The sequence below is a fragment of the Halobacillus sp. SY10 genome (assembly GCF_045401165.1).
Classification (GTDB): domain Bacteria; phylum Bacillota; class Bacilli; order Bacillales; family Halobacillaceae; genus Halobacillus; species Halobacillus aidingensis.
Genome location: NZ_CP174345.1, coordinates 1,165,334 through 1,181,688, shown reverse-complemented (window position 1 = coordinate 1,181,688; position 16,355 = coordinate 1,165,334). Strand labels below are relative to the sequence as shown.

The following is a 16,355-nucleotide window of genomic DNA, read 5'->3' as shown; positions in this document are numbered from 1 at the left end:
TCAATTCCTTTCTCGGAAGTATCCCTATAAGATATGCACCTTCTGGGCAGTTGTGATTATAATGTCATCAAGAATACAGAGGCAATGGCCCCAAGTACAACGAAGATAATATGGACATTCAACCATGCAAGGAAAATTCCTACCAAACCAGCGATGACACCGATTTGGGGTGCATCGGGCTTTACTGACATGATTCCTGGAAAAATCAACGCTCCGAGTGCAGCATATGGAATGGCATTGAGCCACCGGTCTACCCATTTCGGGAAAGTGACAAAACCTACGATCAACGCCGGTAAAAACCTCGGAACAGCTGTAACGACTGCCATACCGATAACCATCCAAATGATCATACTGTCACCTCCTCATCTTCAAGAAGCCAAATTCCGCTGAAGCCTGCAAGTACGGTACCCATAACGATGGCCCAGCCTTGACTCATTCCCCAATACTGGCAAATAAAATTGATCAACATTGCGAGTACAGCGATGCCAGCGATTTTGAAATCCTTTTTCACGGAAGGGATCAAAAGTCCAATGAACATGGCGTATAAGGCAACGCCCATACTGTCACTTAACCTCGCTGGCATGACATCACCTAAAACACCACCAAGATAGGATCCTCCCACCCACGATAAATAAGCGGTCAAGATTAAAGAAGCATAAAATAAGCTGCCATATTTCTCTTTTGCTTCGTCCTTATACAGAGCCGACATCGTGAAAGTTTCATCCGTCAAACCAAAGGTAAGAGGAAGTTTTGCTCTTAGGGCCACCCCTTTCAAACGGTTGACGAAAGATAGACTCATGACGAAATGCCTGAAATTCAGAACAAATGTTGCAATAATAATTTCAATCATTCCTGTCCCCGTCGCTACCATCCCTACTGCTAGAAATTGAGCAGCGCCAGCGAACACAAGCACGCTCATTAATGTTAGCTCAAGATTCGTCATTCCTGTCCGACTCGCTAAGACACCATAAGTTAAAGCGATTGGTAAATAGCCCAGCATGATCGGAAAACCCGCAATCATCCCTCTTTTGATCATATGTAAGCGAGTAGAAGAAGCCGTTGTGTGAATGGCTTGTGTTTCCATCCTTCCTCCCCCTGTCCATCCAAATTTCCACTATTATACACAACAGAAGAAACAATTTGAAGCATCGTCTTGTAAAAAAATTCGTTGACATCCTATAAAAAATATTCTATGATGAACTCACATTACTTCACTGCTTAAAAGCGTTTAAGTAAAAAAGAATAGATCGTATCATGAGTTCCGAAGTAGATGGTTCGAGAGCAGCAGACAGAGACCAAGTGGTTGGTGTGAACTTGGGCATCCTCCCATCGAATTACAGAATTCAAGACCAAGTGATACACCAACAGAGTGGGTAAAGAAATTTACCAACAAGGGTGGTACCGCGGAGTGAAAGCTTCGTCCCTGTTTTCAGGGGCGGGGCTTTTATTTTTATAAACACGGCCTTGGGAGTAAAGAATAATAAAACTTGAGGGGGAATTCATATGCTTCACCTGCAGCCAAAAAAGCTACCAGGCATCATTGAATCGACATTACTATTACTCGTAACCATTGGAATCATCAGCTATTTTATAATTGACGTTCAAACCGTTCCACACATCCCGATTCTGATCGGAATCCTCATTATGATCGCCTATGGGTCTTTGAAAAAAATGAGCTTCAAAGATCTGCAGTACGGGATGACTCAAGGAGCACAGACAGGAATGGGAGCTGTCCTTCTATTTTTTGTCATTGGGGTCCTAATTGCGAGCTGGATGGCCAGCGGAACCATTCCTGTCTTAATGAATGCAGGCTTTCTTCTAGCTGGAGGCCCATGGTTTTTAGCGATTGTTTTTGCTGTAACAGCCATCGTCGGTGTTGCCTTAGGCAGCTCATTCACAACAGCAGCGACGGTTGGGGTAGCGCTCATCGGGGTTGCTCAATCGATGGATATATCCTTAGCCATGACTGCAGGGGCCATCGTATCCGGGGCATTCTTTGGTGACAAAATGTCCCCCCTATCCGATACGACCAACCTGGCTTCAACGGTTGTTAAAGTCGATTTGTTTGATCACATAAAAAACATGGCATGGACAACGATTCCTGCTTTTGTGATTACCTTTATCCTGTTCATGATTCTTTCTCCAGACGGAAGACCGGATGTGGAGCAATTGAACACGTTCCAAGCCGGTCTTAGGGAAACAGGCTTGATGCACTGGAGCTCCTGGATTCCATTAGCTTTACTTGTAATCATGACTGTGACCAAACGCCCGGCTTTCCTATCTCTTGCCATCAGCAGTATTGTCGCCACATTGATCGCCGGTTTACGCGGTGTCATGGAATGGGGCGTCCTTTTCGGGACATGGTTTGACGGCTTCCAAGGAAATTCCGGGAATGATATCGTCAACGACCTGTTGACCCGCGGTGGAATGAACGGCATGCTCTTCACCGTATCCCTAGTTATTCTCGCCCTTGCTCTTGGAGGACTGTTCTTTGTTACTGGGATCATTCCTTCTATTTTGACCCGCGTACAGGAATCACTAAAATCAGCTCGCTCCGCTACGCTGTCTACCGCGTTTACAGCGATTGGAATCAACATTGCCATCGGGGAACAATATTTGTCCATCTTGCTCACGGGAGAAGCTTACCAGGACATTTATGAAAAAGCGGGACTTGCAAGGAAGAACTTGTCCAGAACACTTGAAGACGCCGGAACCGTTATCAATCCACTTGTCCCTTGGAGTGTTTGTGGTGTCTTCTTATCCGGTGTGCTCGGTGTACCCGTTCTCGAGTACCTGCCCTTTGCTTTCTTCTGCCTATTGAGCCCATTGCTCACGATTCTATTTGGATTGACGGGGAAAACACTCACCCCAAAGCAAGCAAAGATTCAACCACTCGATAAAGCGAATTAACAGATGAAGAACCGTCTCTTTCTTTAAGAGGCGGTCTTTTTTTGTTCCCTTCTCAAATAATGCCTGGCACTATCATGACATTACGGCTCACTCCTGAACAAACAATAGGACGGTGAATAATTCCCCTTCTCTGACTTACACTAAATAAAAACAATGGGAGATCGAGGTGATGGGCATGGACCAAATGGAACATGAGGATCAGTCGAACGAAGAATATCATATGGGGCATGCAGAAGCTGAACAGGTGTTGGATGATATCGCCTTTTACCGCACGTTAATTGTCAATGTTGTCTTTATTGGTAAGGAAGGAGCCGATGACTGGGTGCTCATTGATTGTGGAATCGGCCATTATAGTAAACGGATCATGGAAGCCGCGGAGAAGAGATACGGGCGTGCAAAGCCGAAAGCCATTATTCTGACACATGGTCATTTCGATCATGTCGGTTCAGCAAAGCAATTGGCAGATGAATGGAAAGTCCCTATATATATTCATCCGATAGAGATGGATTATGTTACAGGGAAACGAGATTATCCTGTTGGTGATGCAACCGTCGGGGGTGGGTTATTTTCGCTTTTATCGCCTTTCTTCCCTACTCACCAGGCCGATTTGAGTAAATACATCCATCCGCTTCCAAACGATGGGACCATCCCTTTTCTTGAAGATTGGCGCTTCATTCACACCCCCGGACATACACCGGGGCATATCGCTCTATTTCGTGATAAGGACAAAACTCTCCTTGCCGGAGATGCATTCATTACAGTGAAGCAGGAGTCAAGTATGGCTGTGTTTATTCAACACCAGCACGTGCATGGCCCCCCGGCATACTTTACTCATAACTGGGAGGAAGCAGAAAAGTCCGTTAAAGAACTAGCCTCTCTTCAGCCGGTGGTAGCCGTCACAGGCCACGGTCTGCCGATGGAAGGAGAAATTCTTTCCAAACAATTGAACGAACTCGCCACGAATTTTAAAGAATTGGCTGTCCCGAAACATAAAGGGAAGCTTCACTAAACAGCAAGTGATATCCTCACTTGCTGTTTTTGTGTTTGACAATAGCAGATATTTTTCTAAGACCTTCCAGTAAACGCGGACTTGGTCGGCAAAAAAGTGATTCTTCCAGGACATGAATATGATTGTGCTTCACAGCTTTGAGTTCAGACCACCCTGGTCTCTTCTTAATAAGATCAGGATTCATTTTTTCTTCCTTCACCCCTACCCACACCATACATATATGATCAGGATCGCGTTTTTTCACTTCCTCCCAATCCGTTTGAAAGCTGGCGACCTCTTGGTCACGGAAGAGGTTAACCCCACCAGAAAGTTCGCTGATTTCATTCAGCCAGTTCAACTTCCCTGGTGTAAATACCGGTTTCGGCCACCATTCCCAGTACAAAGAAGGCTTTTTCTCCATCTGCTTGGAACGATGTTTGAATTCATCGATTTCTCTCAGAAAATCATCCGCATGCTGGTGGCTTTTCTCTTCCACTCCAATCGCCTTTCCTACACGACGAATATCTTCAGAAATCTCATATAACGTGTTCGGATTCAATATGATATAGGGCAGGTCGTATTCGTCCAACCCTTCAATGTTCTTTTCCATTCCAGGAACAGATAAAGATGCTAAAACAAGGTCCGGCTTCAAGGAAGCGACCCTTTCGATATCAATGGATAAGTCAGGACCAAGCTTCGGAAGATGTTCCACTTCTTCAGGATAATCAGAATAATTATCGACACCAACCAACAGGTGGGTCTGCCCAAGATTAGCGACAATTTCAGTATTGCTAGGACAAATCGACACAATTCTCATTTTTCAACCCCTTTTTCAGAATCGTCTGATGTTTCATTTTCTTCCATTATAGCTTATATTGAATGTATGGAAAAACGAAGAAAGAAAGGGATGAACCCATTGACGACGACACTCCTCGATACATCCAAAGGAATAGTAGAGTTTACATATAAAGGGTCCGGCCCTCCTGTTTTGTTATTGAAAGGTGGACACTCCACTAGAGATACAGATTTATCTCACAGCAGCCTGATTTATGAAGGATTTTCATTACTCACGATTTCTCGCCCCGGCTACGATTACACCGAGCTTTCCACAGGTCGCACTCCTGAGGATTTTGCTGATACAATCGTCGAAGTACTCGACCATCTCCAACTTGAAAAAGTGAATGTCATCTCAATCTCGGCGGCTGGACCTACAGGGATCGCTCTAGCTGTTCATCACCCAGACCGTGTGGCCCGTTTGCTGCTTGAAGCGGCACTCCTCACTTCATGGGAAGGTGATGTAAAAAAAAGAGCCGCGCTTCTTTTCGGACCAGCAGAGAAATTCGTTTGGAGTAGTCTCCGAACCATGCTTAAATTCTTCCCTGATTTGGTGTTGAAACAATTGCTTGCTGATTTAACAACAGAGAATGTTGAAGATTACTTGGACAACCTTACCCCTAACGACCGCCGTTTCATTGTGGATATGCTGGCGACTTCCCAATCCGGAAAAGGGTTTATCACAGATCTTGATCACGAAACCCCGGATATAAACGGCCTCCAGGTGCCTGTTCTTGGCATGTATTCACAGAAAGATCGCAGTGTACCTTACACAAACGCTCTATTGTTGAAGTCTTCCGTACCTGATTGCGAAATTTTTGAAGTCGACTCTGATAGTCATTTGATTTGGATAGGTAAAGATGCTCACACCGTTTGGAAGAAACGCCTGGAGTTTTTAACTAATACTTAAACATTCGGAGGGATCATCATGGATGATGTCAAATGCAAACAAATGTTGGATCGTTTCCTTACGTTTTATGACCAAGCCTCCCAAACACCGCTGCACAAACGCTATGAGTTATGGACTGATAAATACGCTTTTCCCTACACCCCTCCCGGCTATCAACAAGGGCAGCTAGCAAAAGAAATGATTGAATACGCATGGAATAGATACGAACAAGTCTATGACAAAATTCAATATTTCGATATTGGCCCCTTAGAAGTGAATGGTTATGTAGAATCCATTAAACAAATTCTCCACTGTACGTCGCCCGTAAGAATGACCGTCATGTTTTTTGTTGGAACTTTTGAAACAGATCCATTCATTATGGAAAAGAACCAGCATTATACCCTTTGCTTTCCTGTCGAACTAACATCCAGCCGGACACGATTAATTCAAGAATTGACTCGTGTCGTCCACTGCAGCCAATCAGGACTTGCTCCAAGTCATACACGAACATTAGGGCAGTTGATTTTCCAGGAAGGGATGGCGGCCCACACAACCGAAGAAGTTCTCGAAGAGAGTGGAATGATCGACTTCCCATTGTGCTGGGAGCAGGAAAAATGCAGTCGTGAACCGAACCGTGTGATGATGAACATCCAGCCGCACCTCCATCGCACCGATTATGAAGCCCTTTATTCGTTTACAAAAGGCACAGGCGCTTCTGGTTTTGAAAAAGAAGCCAATTACACAGGCTATCTGATTGTCGAACATTTATTAGAACAAGGCCGCCCACTTTATGACCTTGCCCGTATTCAGAATACTGAGGTGGATGCCATTGTAGAGCGGTCCCTATTCTCCTTGATGAATCAAGCTTATCTCACTCAGCCCCAGGAGTGAACATTCCCAGTAGTTGGGAAAACTTTTTCCTCACAGGGCTTTCATTCTTTTGGTCCATCTGTTATACTAAGGTTAATTATTCGTTGTTCGATCAGATTCATGCAAGAGAAGATGTTTCGTAAGATGTCGTCTTGATGGAACTTGAAAAGAGCAAGAATAGTAATACAATGTGGATTTTTTCCACGCAGGAGGTAACGTACATGGTTGAAGGTACAGTAAAATGGTTTAACGCAGAAAAAGGTTTTGGATTTATCGAGGTAGAAGGTCAAGACGACGTCTTCGTACACTTCTCTGCTATTCAAGAAGAAGGTTTCAAGTCTCTTGAAGAAGGACAAGTTGTAAGTTTCGAAATTGAAGAAGGTCAGCGTGGACCACAAGCAGCTAACGTTCAAAAATAAGAACGTATAAAAAACTCCCCTTTCATAGGGGAGTTTTTTTATTACCCAAATCCACCAACCCCATTCGATGCATGTGAGAAACGGACCCCTTTACCACAATGGGGATTCTCCCACCCCCACTTAGAACTAGGCATAAATCGCTCTATATCAAGCTTTCGCATTCGGATTCACACGGGGGAGAGTATTATATATTTCACTTCGCTTGAGCATACTAGCAGAGTTTCCGAGAAGTGGTTTCGAGACACTCCCATGGTAAAGGGGCGGAGGGGAATGGCGAGACTCCTGCGGGAAAAAAGTGCATGGTGAGACCCCACAGGACGCAGTGAGGCCACTGAAAAACTGACTTAATTTCAAAAATAATTGACAGATCATCCATATCTGCACACAAAAAAAGGTAGAAGGCACCTAAATATAGTAGGTGAACTTCTACCTTTTTGTATAGTCAGCACTTTTTCAGTGGCCTCGACGCAGTACGAGGAGGCTCACCGCGCTCCCGCGGAAAGCGAGCTATACCCCGTAGCCCCCATCCACTCAATAAAAGTCTCGAAACTGAGTCTTCAAGAAGACTGCCATTTTCTTCAACAAAAAAAGGAAGGCTCAGTGGCTGAGCCTTCCTTTTTTTGCTTATTCTCCGTCTTGTTCGGTAAGAATGAACGGACCTTCTTTTGTAATGGCAACGGTGTGCTCATACTGGGCAGAAAGCGAACCGTCAACAGTACGTGCTGTCCAGTTGTTTTCATCCATCTGGCTGCCCCATGCACCAATGTTTATCATCGGTTCAATCGTTATGACCATGCCCTCTTTCAAGCGAGCACCTTTTCCAGCGGCACCAAAGTGAGGAATATAAGGATCTTCATGAATGGAATCGCCAATACCGTGTCCTGTGAAATCACGGACTACGGAATAGCCTTCCCCTTCTGCATAAGATTGAATGGCATGACCGATATCACCGATGCGGTTCCCAGGAACGGCTTGCTCAATCCCTTTATAAAGCGAAGTTTTCGTGACATCCATTAACTTTTTAGCTTCTTCACTAACCTCTCCTACGGCATGTGTCCAGGCTGAATCAGCCAAGAAGCCATTCAAGTTAACAACCATATCAATAGTAACGATGTCGCCTTCCTCCAGTTTTTCTGTACGTGGGAAACCGTGACAAATTTCATCATTGATGGAAGCACATGTAGTGAATTCATATCCCTGGTAGCCTTTCTGTTCCCCAGTGGCCCCACGTTCAGCTAAGTACTTTTCAACGAAATTTTCAATTTCCATCGTAGTTACGCCTGGCTTAATGAACGTGCGTAATTGTTTATGAACACTCGCAAGAAGCTTTCCTGCTTCATGCATCTTTTCAATTTCTCTTTGACTCTTACGTTTGATCATTTGCTCAATCCTCTCTTTTTCTATTACGTATGCATGTATCCTCTAGTATGATAACGAAAAATTGGAGGAACGACTACCCTTAAGAATTCAATCTACCTTTCGAATTTCCTTTGCAGGGTTTCCAGCTACAAACACATTAGGTGAAACATCCTTCGTAACCACTGCCCCTGCGCCAACCACGACGTTCTCTCCAATGGTCACTCCCGGGTTGATGACAGCACTTCCTCCGATCCATACATCATCACCAATAGTAATCGGTCTGCCTGACTCCAATCCACTCGCCCTTGTCTCTCGATCCATTGGATGTGTGGCCGTGTACAATTGGACATTCGGACCGATCAGCACTCTTTTTCCGATACGGATCTCACAGACATCCAGAAATACACAATTGTAATTAGCAAAAAAACCGTCACCTACATGAATATTGTAACCATAATCACAATAAAATGGAGGTTCGAGCCCTATCTCCCCTTCAATCGTACCAAAAAGATCATGAATCAGCTGCTTACGATAATGGTCCTCTGTATCTTTCGTCTGGTTCAATAGATAAGTCAGTTGTTTAGCGCGGGACCGTTCCATCGTCAACTCTTCGTCCCAGGATTTATATAATTCGCCTGCCATCATCTTTTCCTTTTCAGTCATGAGATCACCTCAGTCAATAAGTACGTTCTCTCTTTACTTTACCATAGTTTTTCGCTAGTCTAGGAACAACCAAAGGAGGTCATTTATTATGCAAGTACGCGAATTGAATCAAGCGGATGCTAAAGAATATTATCATTTAAGACTAGAAGCGCTACTAACCAATCCCGATGCATTTATCACTACATATGAACAGGAAAAACAAAGGCCTGATCCAATCAACACGATAGCCCAAAGGCTGGAAAGTGAAACCTCCCGCACGTTCGGGCTTTTTGTTGAGGAGACGCTTGCAGGTGTCGTCACTTTAGTGAAAGAATCCCACCCAAAGTTTTCCCACAAAGCGTCCATCCTAGCCATGTACATAACCAAAGATCATAGACGAAAAGGTGGCGCAGAACTCTTAATTAAAGAGTTGATTCAATTTGCACGTGCTATCGAGCTAGAAGTGCTTCACTTGAGCGTGGTCACAGATAACCATCCGGCCCAAGAGTTGTATAAAAAGCTCGGCTTCCACACGTACGGTACAGAGGAAAAAGCCATCAAATTACCAAATCGCTATTTAGACGAAGATCATATGGTCCTCTTCTTATAACTAATTCTACAATTATAATGTCAATTTCACATAAGTTCCCGTTTGTGGAAGAATCACTTTCGAGACTTTTGTTGAGTGGATGGGGGCTGCGGGGAATGGCTCGCTTTCCGCGGGAGCGCGGTGAGCCTCCTCGGACTCCGTCCTGCTGGGTCTCACCAAGCACTTTTTTCCCGCAGGATCCTCCCCATTCCCCTCCGCCCCTTTACCGTATAAGTGTCTCGAAACCACTTCCGGCATAAGATGTTTTTACTCATAAGGAAAATAGAGCTATATGAATTCCCATAACCGCTATTCAGGATAAAAAAGCTTGCTATAGAGCGATTTATAACTATAAATCAGGAAATGTGAAAGACATTCACCCTCGGGAAAGGGGTTCGTTTCACGTATGCATCGAATGGAGTGGTTGGGAAGCTGCGAGACTCCCGTGGGAGAAGGAGATAGGCGAGATCCCGCAGGACGTAGTCCGAGGAAGCTCGGCGCTCCCCCACAGGAAAGTATTCAAATGCGCAATCCTGCCATATACTTCAATAACCAGAGGAAAATAATAACCAACTGAGCGTTGGAAAATTGAAACATTGTTCCCTTCTCTTTCGTATAGAAAAGAGGAAAGCAATTTAGGTAAAGGGTGAAAATATGATAGAAATTAATCGTATCTCTAAAAGCTTCGCAGGAAAGCACGCGGTCAAAGACCTTGATCTTTCTGTACCAGATGGTAAAATCTTCGGCTTTCTCGGCCCGAATGGGGCTGGAAAATCAACAACCATCAAGATGATGACAGGGATTTTGCCCATTGATGAAGGTTCGATCATTATGAATGGCATCGATGTCGCGAAAGAACCGATGAAGGCAAAACATCAATTTGGGTATGTCCCGGACCGTTCAGACATTTTTCTCAGGTTAAAAGGAATCGAATATTTAAATTTCATTGCTGATGTGTTCGAAGTCCCTAAGGATATCCGGAAAGAAAAGATCGAATACTTAACAAAAAGCTTTGGCATTTATGAGGCTTTGAATGATCATATTCAAACCTACTCCCATGGAATGAGACAAAAAATTGTTGTCAGTGGTGTACTGCTTCATGATCCGGATGTATGGATTCTAGATGAACCGTTAACGGGGCTGGATCCCAAATCTTCCTACACATTAAAGGAGATGATGCGCGACCATGCCAGAAGAGGGAAAATCGTCTTCTTTTCCACTCACGTATTAGAAGTAGTGGAACAGCTGTGTGATGAAGTCGCTATCATTAACAATGGGCATGTGCAATTCAAGGGAAATATGGCTGAGATGAGACAGCAATTTAAAGATGATGATAATCTGGAGCAATTGTTCCTGGAGCTGACGCAAAATGAGTAAAGCGTGGAAATTAATGCGAGTCATGGTCAAAATGCAGTTGTCCATGGCTAACAAAAGCAGTATGGAAAAATTCGGATATATCATGATTGGTTTAATGATGATCCCTTTCGGTCTGCTTATATTGTTTTTCATCCAAGGTATCATTGGTAACATGTATGCCGCCCTTGAACCAATAGGCAACGAAGGAGTCATTCTCGGGTTATTGTTTGTGATGATGACTTTTATTTTCTGTTTCACAAGTATAGGGACTGTACTCAGTTCTTTTTACTTCGCCGAAGATGTGGAGTCCTTTATTTCTTTACCTTTTCAACCGTATCAAATCTTGTTCGGGAAGTCTGCGGTTCCATTTCTATCGTTATACGGTTTGAATACGATCTTGCTGCTCCCTTCTCTCGTATTTTATGGCATACATAGTGGGGCTGGAGTCCTTTATTACCTATTGGCGTTTATCGTATGGGCTTTGACGCCGATCATTCCCTTCGTTTTAACTGCCATCGTATTAATGTTCATCATGCGATTTGCTAACATATCTAAAAATAAAGATCGTACGAAAGTCCTCGTCGGGCTCCTTGGATTTGTCTTTGCCATCGGAATCAATGTACTGGTAAGGTTGGATTCCGGAACAGGCAACGCAGCCGAAATGTTAACACAGCAAAACGCTCTTCTTGAACTTGTAACGAAGTTCTTCCCGACTGCTTATTTCAGCAGTATCGCACTGACTGATATAGGATCCTGGACTGGCCTTTTTTATTTCCTGCTGTTTGTCGCTTTATCTCTAGGGGCAATCTTGTTATTCCTCACAGTCGGACAGAGGTTCTACTTCAAAGGAGTACTGGGGTTATCTGGAGGAAAGCGCAGCGAATTCGACGAAGAGAAAGTTCAGAAACATGTGAAGCAGCAGTCCATACTAATGAGCTTATGGAAAAAAGAGATACGCATCATCTTTCGAACACCGACTTTCTTCACACAAATTGTCGTACAAAGCCTTTTCTTTCCTGTATTCTTGATTATTATCATGATGCTGGACCCCAACGGACCTCTTACGGGGTGGGGCACGCAGCTCAATGTAATTGAAGGAAAAAAAGTCATCCTTGGGATGTTCGGGCTCACAGTTGTCGCACTAGGAATCAACCCCGCCTCCTTCTCCTCTGTATCCAGAGATGGGAAGAGCTGGTTCAATCATTTATACTTGCCGATTCCGGCCTCAAAGGTCATCCTTAGCAAGCTGCTTGTGTCCTTCTTCATGAACTTTCTTTCCATACTTCTTTTAAGCTTGGCCGCTCTAATCGTCCTTAAAGTACCTTTTATCATATGGTTCCTCTGGTTTGTGATTTCTCTTATTACAGGCTGGATTGCTAGCATTGCAGGGCTCATCATTGACTTGTATAGTCCTAAGCTTAATTGGACGGATGAGCGTGAAGTATTTAAAGGAAGATTTATTGGAATCGTCCCTCTCGCACTGGAAGCCGCAGTCTTCGGAGTCGTTATTCTTATTTTGTGGAATAGTGGCTTGGAAGGGATATGGACGGTGAGTAGTGTACTGATCCTTGTGTTGCTGATCATCACTGCCATTACACAATATTTCTTGAATCGTATGGTCCAGCAAAAATACTATAAGATCCTTTGAACATTTATAAAAGCTCTGAGTAAAAAACTCAGAGCTTTTAAATATTCCATCGTAATTCATTCAGAGTTAGCCTCCAAAGAAAAAGTCGAGAATGTTACCTGCTTTGGAAGCATTTTGATTGTAAAACTCTGAGTATCCGCAGTTTTTGCAATATACGACGGTGAATTTGTTGTTTTGTACATCCATCATTTTTGATAGACCTGAGCCTGTCATAGATACATCCTTTTTTCCTGCATCTGTACTTCCACATTTAATACAGCCTTGCTCACTCACTGGATATACATCTCCCTTCTAGACTATAATTACCATCATTTCACAATCATAACTGGACATTTCGCTCTCTTCGCCACTTTATGACTTACACTACCTAATACCATTTCCTGCAGTGTATTCAAACCTCTACTTCCAATTACTACAAGGTCAAAGTTATTTTCATTCGCATATTTAACGATCGTTGGACCTGGTTCACCATGTTGTATATTTATTTGATAAGAAGCATTTTTCTCCTGAAGGATTTCTTCGATTGGTTTCAATCTCTGCTGTCGACGCTGTTCAACCATGCCTTGATCACCTTCGGATAGGACATCTGACTTCGACTGCTCACCATCGATCACATAAACGATTGTAATTTCTCCATCCTCTTGTAAGTTGACAAGTTCAGCCGCGCGTTCAGCTGTACGGATTGAGTGTTCGGATCCATCTGCTGCTACTAATATTTTTTGATACATCTGAATTCCCCCAATCGATAATCATCTATTTTTTCCATTTTACCATTTTCATTCATGATAAAGGTAATAAAACTCCTATTAAATAACACTGAATAAAATTAATTTTGTATAGTTAGGGTCTATGAAGGCGAAAAAAAGAGAAAAAAGGAGTAAAATATTTATTTATGCGCTTACATGGGGTTATGTAATATCCCCTATAGGTGATATAATCTGATCGTTCTTGCCGGATTTTCGTATTGTCACGGACAATACAATACAAAAATAATAGAAAGAGGTGCGAAGTTGAACACAGAAACAATTAAACAACAATGGTTTGGAAACGTAAAAAACGATGTGCTTTCAGGCATGGTTGTCGCTATGGCGCTCATCCCTGAAGCGATCGCTTTCTCTATCATCGCTGGAGTCGACCCCATGGTAGGATTGTACGCTTCCTTCTGTATCGCTTTCGTCATTGCTTTTCTGGGTGGTCGTCCTGGTATGATTTCTGCCGCCACCGGAGCTATGGCTGTCCTTATGGTCACTTTAGTCAAGGACCACGGTTTGGAGTATTTACTTGCTGCTACGATTTTGACGGGTATCTTACAGTTCACTTTGGGTGCATTAAAAATTGGTCAGCTTATGAAGTTTATTCCTAGGTCTGTCATGATTGGATTTGTCAATGCCTTAGCCATTCTTATTTTCTCATCACAACTTGTCCATTTTGAAGGGGCAGGACTAGCTATGTATGCGATGGTGGTAGGTTCATTAGCTATTATTTATATCCTGCCAAGGTTCACTAAATCCGTTCCATCACCATTAGTGGCTATTGTCGTAATGACAATCATCGCCATCACCACAGGAGCTGGATTGAAAACAGTAGGGGATATGGGGGAACTATCCAGTACGTTACCTATTTTCCTACTACCAGATATTCCATTGACGTTTGAAACGCTACAAATTATTTTCCCTATATCACTAGCTCTTGCCTTTGTAGGGTTACTTGAATCATTATTAACTGCCCAGATTGTAGATGATATGACAGATACAGTGAGTGATAAAAATAAGGAAGCCAGAGGACAGGGAATGGCCAATGTGGTTTCCGGTTTCTTCGGTGGAATGGCTGGTTGTGCCATGATCGGTCAATCCGTTATTAACGTCTCCTCTGGTGGTCGTGGACGATTATCGACACTCGTAGCAGGAATATTTATGATGTTGTTGATTATTGTATTCAACGATCTACTTGTTCAAATTCCTATGGCGGTCCTTGTCGGGGTTATGATTATGGTATCGATTGGAACGTTTGATTGGAGCTCACTGACACGCTTCAAAAAGACTCCGGTTACAGACAGTATCGTCATGCTAGTAACCGTTGGTACGGTTGTACAAACTCATGACCTGTCTAAAGGCGTCATTGCTGGTGTCATTTTAAGTGCTATCTTCTTCGTTGCTAAGATTTCAAAAGTAAAAGTTGAGGAAGTATTCGACCAGAATGCAGAAAAAATGGTTTACCATGTCAGTGGTCAAGTCTTCTTTGCTTCCACAGACAGCTTGATTAAGCATTTCAACTATGATGTTCAAGTCCCTCATGTCGTCATTGATTTTACTCATGCCCATGTTTGGGATGACTCAGCTGTTGCTGCGATTGATAAACTTATAACGAAATATGAAGACCGTGATGTAGATGTCGAGATTGTCGGATTGAATAAGGACAGCTCTCAGCTTGTTCAACGTCTTACAGTCAATGATAAACTGAATGCTTCATAAAAAAAGCGCAAGGCTATAGCCTTGCGCTTTTTTCTATCCATTCTTCCCTCAGCATGCTGTAGACACAAGAATCCTGCCATTTCCCTTTGACAAGCAAATCCTTCCGAAGCGTTCCTTCTTTAATCATCCCGACCTTTTCTAGCACCTTGATTGATCCGATATTCTCCGGATTTGATGTAGCCACTATTCGCTGAAGTTCACAATGCTCAAAACAATAGTTGATCATTAATTGAACGGCTTCTGTGGCCAGGCCTCTTCCCCAATAATCATGATGAATGATAAAACCGATTTCACCAACACCATCCCAGTCTCTGATGTTCATCTCAATATTACCGACCACTTGGTCCATTTCTTTTTCTACAATTGTAAAAACATAGCGGCTTCTATGTCTTTGTTTCCGATCAATAATCACTTGACGGACGAAAAAGAGACTGTCTTCCTCTGTGTTCGGCCCCCACGGCTGGTGTTTTACCGTCTCTTCGTTCGATGAATAAGGGTGAAAAGCTGACCAGTCTTCAAGTAAGACTTCTCGAAGATAAATACGGTCATTCTCTTCAATCACTTCCACTCCATCACGTCCTATATCCTTCTAATTGATATCAGTTTCTTAAAAGACATGCTTTTAACTTTTTCATCCAAGGATCAGGGTCTTCTTTCACCATATAAGCGCGTACACCTTTGTGTGTATGCAAATACAGCATTCCATACATATCCGAAGACTTTCGATATGAAACATCATGAATGGCATGAAGAGGAAAAGTTTCCTTTGGTGACACGACCCTCGTTTCAAACAGCTTAAGCGTGTTTTCTTTTTCTATATAAAGCTGCTGATTATTTTCTATGACACGCGTTCTCTCAAAAATAGGATGAGAACATATCAACATCTATCGCCCTTTCCTTCTCCTTGACTACTCCAAGTATATCGCACTTTTCAAGACCATGTATAGACAATCCACTTTACTCCGCTATATAGCAGGATTCTTGAAGACTTGATTTCGAGATGTTTATTGAGTGGATGGGGCTGCGGGGAATGAATCGCTTTCCGCGGGAGTGCGGTGAGCCTCCTCGAACTGCGTCCTGTGGGGGCTCACCAAGCACATTTTTCCCGCAGGAGTCTCCCCATTCCCCTCCGCCCCTTTACCATATCAGGTTCTCGAAACCAGTTCTCAGAAACTCTGCTTGTATGTTTAAGTGAAGTGGATAATATACAATTCTCTCCGTGTCAATCCGAGTGTAAAAACTTGATATAGAGCGCTTTATGTCTGCTTCTGAGTGGGAATGGAAAAAGCCACATCTGGGTATAGGGGTTCGATTCTCTCCTAAATCGAATGGGGTGGTTGGGAAGCTGCGAGACTCCCGTGGGAGAAGGAGATAGGCGAG

At 43.3% G+C, this 16,355-nt stretch carries 17 protein-coding genes; 9 read left to right on the top strand and 8 right to left on the bottom strand.

What is annotated here, in order from left to right; genetic code table 11:
- Positions 1-56: 56 nt before the first annotated feature.
- Together ACJA3J_RS06040 and ACJA3J_RS06035 are read right to left on the bottom strand one after the other, a co-directional pair.
- A complete protein-coding gene (locus ACJA3J_RS06040) occupies positions 57-350 on the bottom strand; it encodes an AzlD domain-containing protein (protein ID WP_115894537.1) in 294 nt (97 codons plus the stop codon).
- Positions 347-1,084, bottom strand: a complete 738-nt coding sequence (locus ACJA3J_RS06035) for an AzlC family ABC transporter permease (RefSeq protein WP_406945794.1) — start codon at positions 1,082-1,084, stop codon at positions 347-349. Before ACJA3J_RS06035 ends, ACJA3J_RS06040 begins: the two co-directional genes overlap by 4 nt.
- A gap of 419 nt (positions 1,085-1,503) precedes the next feature.
- Here ACJA3J_RS06035 and nhaC point away from each other — a divergent pair, with 419 nt between their 5' ends.
- The gene (nhaC, locus tag ACJA3J_RS06030) at positions 1,504-2,910 is read left to right on the top strand and encodes a Na+/H+ antiporter NhaC (RefSeq protein ID WP_406945793.1); all 1,407 of its coding nucleotides are present in this window, start codon (positions 1,504-1,506) and stop codon (positions 2,908-2,910) included.
- Between the two features lie 175 nt (positions 2,911-3,085).
- Positions 3,086-3,919: an MBL fold metallo-hydrolase gene (locus ACJA3J_RS06025; RefSeq protein WP_115894569.1), complete on the top strand. Its 834-nt coding sequence runs from the start codon at positions 3,086-3,088 to the stop codon at positions 3,917-3,919.
- Between the two features lie 16 nt (positions 3,920-3,935).
- On the opposite strand, the gene ACJA3J_RS06020 is transcribed toward ACJA3J_RS06025, so the two are convergent.
- Entirely contained in the window at positions 3,936-4,715 is a 780-nt protein-coding gene (locus ACJA3J_RS06020) for a cobalamin-binding protein (protein ID WP_089653198.1), read from the bottom strand.
- Positions 4,716-4,805: 90 nt separating this feature from the next.
- Between ACJA3J_RS06020 and ACJA3J_RS06015 the strand changes: the two genes are divergently transcribed.
- The 3 genes from ACJA3J_RS06015 to ACJA3J_RS06005 all read left to right on the top strand — a co-directional run bounded on the left by ACJA3J_RS06015 (position 4,806) and on the right by ACJA3J_RS06005 (position 6,910).
- Positions 4,806-5,642, top strand: a complete 837-nt coding sequence (locus ACJA3J_RS06015; RefSeq protein WP_244157213.1) for an alpha/beta fold hydrolase — start codon at positions 4,806-4,808, stop codon at positions 5,640-5,642.
- 18 nt (positions 5,643-5,660) lie between these two features.
- On the top strand, positions 5,661-6,512 hold the full coding sequence (locus tag ACJA3J_RS06010) for a hypothetical protein (RefSeq protein ID WP_406945792.1): 852 nt from the start codon (positions 5,661-5,663) through the stop codon (positions 6,510-6,512).
- A 200-nt stretch (positions 6,513-6,712) separates the two neighbouring features.
- On the top strand, positions 6,713-6,910 hold the full coding sequence (locus tag ACJA3J_RS06005; protein ID WP_089653196.1) for a cold-shock protein: 198 nt from the start codon (positions 6,713-6,715) through the stop codon (positions 6,908-6,910).
- A gap of 624 nt (positions 6,911-7,534) precedes the next feature.
- Here ACJA3J_RS06005 and map read toward each other — a convergent pair.
- Entirely contained in the window at positions 7,535-8,290 is a 756-nt protein-coding gene (map, locus tag ACJA3J_RS06000) for a type I methionyl aminopeptidase (RefSeq protein ID WP_406945791.1), read from the bottom strand.
- A gap of 87 nt (positions 8,291-8,377) precedes the next feature.
- Positions 8,378-8,932: a sugar O-acetyltransferase gene (locus ACJA3J_RS05995; protein WP_115894538.1), complete on the bottom strand. Its 555-nt coding sequence runs from the start codon at positions 8,930-8,932 to the stop codon at positions 8,378-8,380.
- 88 nt (positions 8,933-9,020) lie between these two features.
- Here ACJA3J_RS05995 and ACJA3J_RS05990 point away from each other — a divergent pair, with 88 nt between their 5' ends.
- The 3 genes from ACJA3J_RS05990 to ACJA3J_RS05980 all read left to right on the top strand — a co-directional run bounded on the left by ACJA3J_RS05990 (position 9,021) and on the right by ACJA3J_RS05980 (position 12,504).
- Positions 9,021-9,521, top strand: coding sequence for a GNAT family N-acetyltransferase (locus tag ACJA3J_RS05990; RefSeq protein WP_089653191.1), 501 nt, complete (start codon positions 9,021-9,023; stop codon positions 9,519-9,521).
- 633 nt (positions 9,522-10,154) lie between these two features.
- Positions 10,155-10,877, top strand: coding sequence for an ABC transporter ATP-binding protein (locus ACJA3J_RS05985; RefSeq protein WP_089653187.1), 723 nt, complete (start codon positions 10,155-10,157; stop codon positions 10,875-10,877).
- Positions 10,870-12,504, top strand: a complete 1,635-nt coding sequence (locus ACJA3J_RS05980; RefSeq protein ID WP_406945790.1) for a putative ABC transporter permease subunit — start codon at positions 10,870-10,872, stop codon at positions 12,502-12,504. The genes ACJA3J_RS05985 and ACJA3J_RS05980 overlap by 8 nt, the downstream gene beginning before the upstream one ends.
- Positions 12,505-12,570: 66 nt before the next feature.
- Here the strand turns inward: ACJA3J_RS05980 and ACJA3J_RS05975 are convergent, their stop codons facing one another.
- Positions 12,571-12,777, bottom strand: coding sequence for a zinc ribbon domain-containing protein (locus tag ACJA3J_RS05975; protein WP_089653183.1), 207 nt, complete (start codon positions 12,775-12,777; stop codon positions 12,571-12,573).
- A 35-nt stretch (positions 12,778-12,812) separates the two neighbouring features.
- A complete protein-coding gene (locus ACJA3J_RS05970; RefSeq protein WP_089653181.1) occupies positions 12,813-13,232 on the bottom strand; it encodes a universal stress protein in 420 nt (139 codons plus the stop codon).
- Between the two features lie 282 nt (positions 13,233-13,514).
- Here ACJA3J_RS05970 and ACJA3J_RS05965 point away from each other — a divergent pair, with 282 nt between their 5' ends.
- The gene (locus ACJA3J_RS05965; protein WP_406945789.1) at positions 13,515-14,975 is read left to right on the top strand and encodes a SulP family inorganic anion transporter; all 1,461 of its coding nucleotides are present in this window, start codon (positions 13,515-13,517) and stop codon (positions 14,973-14,975) included.
- 13 nt (positions 14,976-14,988) lie between these two features.
- On the opposite strand, the gene ACJA3J_RS05960 is transcribed toward ACJA3J_RS05965, so the two are convergent.
- Complete coding sequence (locus tag ACJA3J_RS05960) at positions 14,989-15,543, bottom strand: GNAT family N-acetyltransferase (RefSeq protein ID WP_406945788.1); 555 nt, start codon at positions 15,541-15,543, stop codon at positions 14,989-14,991.
- Positions 15,544-16,355 lie beyond the last annotated feature (812 nt).